The 3,216-nt window shown below is 72.9% G+C and carries 3 protein-coding genes and 1 pseudogene; 2 read left to right on the top strand and 2 right to left on the bottom strand.

Annotation, left to right across the window (positions count from 1 at the left end; translation table 11 throughout):
- The coding region (locus tag BZL64_RS30965) for a LacI family DNA-binding transcriptional regulator (protein WP_143663356.1) at positions 1-222 on the bottom strand (222 nt) is incomplete at its 3' end.
- Positions 223-388: 166 nt separating this feature from the next.
- On the opposite strand from BZL64_RS30965, the gene BZL64_RS30960 reads away from it, so the two are divergent.
- Positions 389-1,507 (top strand): Gfo/Idh/MocA family protein, encoded by a 1,119-nt coding sequence (locus BZL64_RS30960; RefSeq protein ID WP_425276089.1) that lies wholly within the window; start codon positions 389-391, stop codon positions 1,505-1,507.
- A gap of 11 nt (positions 1,508-1,518) precedes the next feature.
- Here the strand turns inward: BZL64_RS30960 and BZL64_RS30955 are convergent, their stop codons facing one another.
- Positions 1,519-2,550, bottom strand: a complete 1,032-nt coding sequence (locus BZL64_RS30955) for a LacI family DNA-binding transcriptional regulator (RefSeq protein WP_086772458.1) — start codon at positions 2,548-2,550, stop codon at positions 1,519-1,521.
- A 154-nt stretch (positions 2,551-2,704) separates the two neighbouring features.
- On the opposite strand from BZL64_RS30955, the pseudogene BZL64_RS30950 reads away from it, so the two are divergent.
- A pseudogene (locus tag BZL64_RS30950) lies at positions 2,705-3,216 on the top strand (phytanoyl-CoA dioxygenase family protein); the annotation flags it as partial.

The following is a 3,216-nucleotide window of genomic DNA, read 5'->3' as shown; positions in this document are numbered from 1 at the left end:
GGGGGTCCCCCCGCTCGAGCGAAGCCGAGAGTGGGGGAGGGTCCTGCGTTCGCTGAGGCTGCGGGCCGCCGCGTTGGGCCGGTAGCCCAGCTCGCGCACGGCCTCGAGGACGGCGTCCCGCTTCTCGGCGCGCACCCGGTCGGAGCCGCGCAGGACGAGGGAGACCAGGGACTTGGACACGCCGGCCCGGTCGGCGACGTCACGGATGGTCGGCGCTCTCATGCGTTGGACCGTTCCACGGGCGACGCCGGTTGTCAAAGGAGCCTGAGAGGCTTGACACGCTGGGAAGAGGAGCCCCAGGGTGACCTGGACAGGATATGGACCGGTCCAAAGAAGGGCTGCTGCCGTGAGTGTTCCGCTGGGTGTCGCCGTCGTCGGGTTCGGCTGGATGGGCCGGGTGCACACGCAGGCGTACGCGCGCGTGCCGCACCATTTCCCGCAGCTCGCCCTGCGGACCGAACTGGTCACGGTCGCCGAGGAGGTGCCGGGCCGGGCCGAACAGGCCGCCGAGCAGTACGGGTTCGCCTCGGCGGTCCGCGATTGGCGGGAGGTCGCCGCCGACCCCCGGGTGGGCGCGGTCAGCATCACCGCGCCGAACTTCCTGCACCGCGAGATCGGCGTGGCGATGGCCGGGGCCGGCAAGCACCTCTGGATCGAGAAGCCGGTGGGCCTCACCGCCGACGACGCCCGCGCGGTCGCGGACGCGGTCGCGAAGGCCGGCGTCCAGGGCACGGTCGGCTTCAACTACCGCAACGCGCCCGCCGTGGAGGCGGCCCGCGACCTGATCGCCGCCGGTGACATCGGCACCGTCACCCATGTCCGCATCCGCCTCTTCAGCGACTACGCCGCACACCCCGACGGCGCCCTCACCTGGCGCTACGAGCGTGAGCGCGGCGGCAGCGGGGTCCTCGGCGACCTCGCCTCGCACGGCGCCGACCTGGCCCGCTTCCTGCTCGGCGAGATCACCTCGCTGACGGCCGACACGGCCGTCTTCGTCCCCGAGCGGGCCCGCCCCACGGGGACCACCGCGGGCCACACCCTGGCCACGGGCGGCGCACCGGGCACGGTCGAGAACGAGGACTACGTCAGCGCTCTGCTCCGGTTCGCCTCCGGCGCCCGCGGCGTCCTGGAGGCCTGCCGGGTCTCCGTCGGCGAGCAGAACTCCTACGGCTTCGAGGTGCACGGCACGCGCGGCGCGGTGTTCTGGGACTTCCGCCGGATGAACGAACTGGGCGTCAGCCGCGGCACCACCTACCAGGACCAGCCGGTGAGCACGGTGTACGTCGGCCCCGGCGCGGGCGAGTTCGGCGCCTTCCAGCCGGGCGCGGCGAACGCGATGGGCTACGACGACCTGAAGGTCATCGAGGCGTACCGCTTCCTGCGCTCGATCGCCGAGGGCACCCCGTACGGGGCGACCCTCACGGACGCCGTGCGCGGTGCGGCCGTACTGGACGCCATGGCGCGCTCGGTGGAGAGCGGAACCTGGGTGGACGTGCCCACGGCCTGACCGCGCGACCGTCAGCCGAGGGCGGCGGGCGGCAGGTTGTACGGCGTCACCACCTGGATCGCCGACGGCAGCACGGGCCCTGCGGGCGGCAGCGCGCCGTGCGCCCGCATCACGGCGTGGCAGGCCTCCCGCATGTCCTGACGCAGGTCGTGGTGGAGCACGGCGGAGAGCCGGTGCTCCCGCAGCAGGCGGGTGTTGTCGTGGTCGAGATCGTGGGCCACGAACACGGCGCAGGCGCGGCCGAGGTCGGCGAAGGCGCGCAGGGTGGCGATGTTGCCGCCACCGATGGAGTAGACGGCACGGATCTCCGGGTCGCGTGCGAGGGCGGCGCGGACGAGGTCGTACTGGGTGGCGTCGAGGCCCTGCCCCTCGGTGATCTCGACGAGCGCGCGCCCCGGATGGCGGGCCCGCATGGCGCCGCGGAAACCCATTTCGCGCTCCTCCTCGTTGCGGAAGAAGCCGCTGCTGAGACTGGTGAGCACATTGCCGGGCCGCTCGCCCAGCCACTGGCCCATGAGGTAGGCGGCGGTCGCGCCGGCGGCCCGGTTGTCGATGCCGACGTAGGCGAGGCGGGTGGAGGCGGGCAGGTCGGTCACCAGGGTCACCACCGGGACACCGGCCTCGGTGAGCCGGCCGACGGCGGCGGTGATCTCGGGGACGTCGGGCGCCTTGAGGACCACCCCCTGGGAGCCGCGCCGGGCGATCCGGTCCAGGGTGCCGACCAGTTCGGCGACGGGTCCGGTCTCCCGGAAGTGGAAGCGGGAGCGCACGACCGCCGGGTGCAGCGCCGGCAGCTCGGCCTCCAGGGCGGCCCGTACGGCGGTGGAGAACCGTTCCGGCGTCTGCATCACGATGTCGATCATGAAGGTGCGGCCGACGAGCCTGACCTGGGTGCGCTGCCGGTCGAGGTCGGCGATCGCCCGGCGGACCTCCCGCACGGTGCTCTCGCGCACCCCTCCCCTGTCGTTGAGGACCCGGTCCACGGTGGCCTCGCTGAGGCCCGCCTGCCGGGCTATCTCGCGGATCGGGAAGGGATGCCCCATGTCGTCGGCTCCTTGAGGGGTTTTTGATGGCTTCCTGCTGGTTGTTCGAGGGGTTTGTACTGACAAGAATGACAGCGCCGGGCAACGCCTGTCACCGAGCCGGATCCTTTCCGGTTCACGGAAGCGAGCCACCCCTGTCACCGAGAGGACGACGATGTCCTTCACCCCCTGGCTGTCCGAGCGGGACTGCGACCTCGACGCCTTCCGTGCGCTGGTCGAACGCGGGACGGACGTCGCCGCGTACCCTCACGCCGCCTCCGTGGAACGCGGCGTCCTCGTCTACGACGGCGACCGGCTGCGCGGCGGCAGCGTCCCAGAGGTCGGGGCGGAACTGGTCCGCGCCCTCACCGACGGGCCCGGCATCGTGGTGTTCCGCGGTGCCTTCCCGGATTCGGCGGTCGTCGACCGGCTGACGGCCGTGTTCGACGCCCTGATCGCCGAGCAGCGCGCCTCGGGCACGGCGGCCGGCGACCACTTCGCCAGGCCCGGCGCCAACGACCGGGTGTGGAACGCGCTGGAGAAGGCCGCCCGGTACGACCCGGAGGCGTTCGCCGACTACTACGCGAACGACCTCCTCGCCCTGGTCTCACGGGCCTGGCTCGGCCCCGGCTACCAGGTGACCTCGCAGGTCAACGTCGTCAACCCGGGCGGCGCCGCCCAGACCGC

It is taken from the genome of Streptomyces bobili, from assembly GCF_002154575.1.
GTDB lineage: Bacteria > Actinomycetota > Actinomycetes > Streptomycetales > Streptomycetaceae > Streptomyces > Streptomyces bobili.
Note: the sequence above shows the minus strand (reverse complement) of the source record. Positions and strands in the feature narration are given on the sequence as shown.

Bases quoted from the DNA above. Each gene is read 5' to 3' on its own strand.
- BZL64_RS30955 (WP_086772458.1), bottom strand. From the start codon at position 2,550: ATGGGGCATCCCTTCCCGATCCGCGAGATAGCCCGGCAGGCGGGCCTC.
- BZL64_RS30960 (WP_425276089.1), top strand. From the start codon at position 389: ATGGGCCGGGTGCACACGCAGGCGTACGCGCGCGTGCCGCACCATTTC.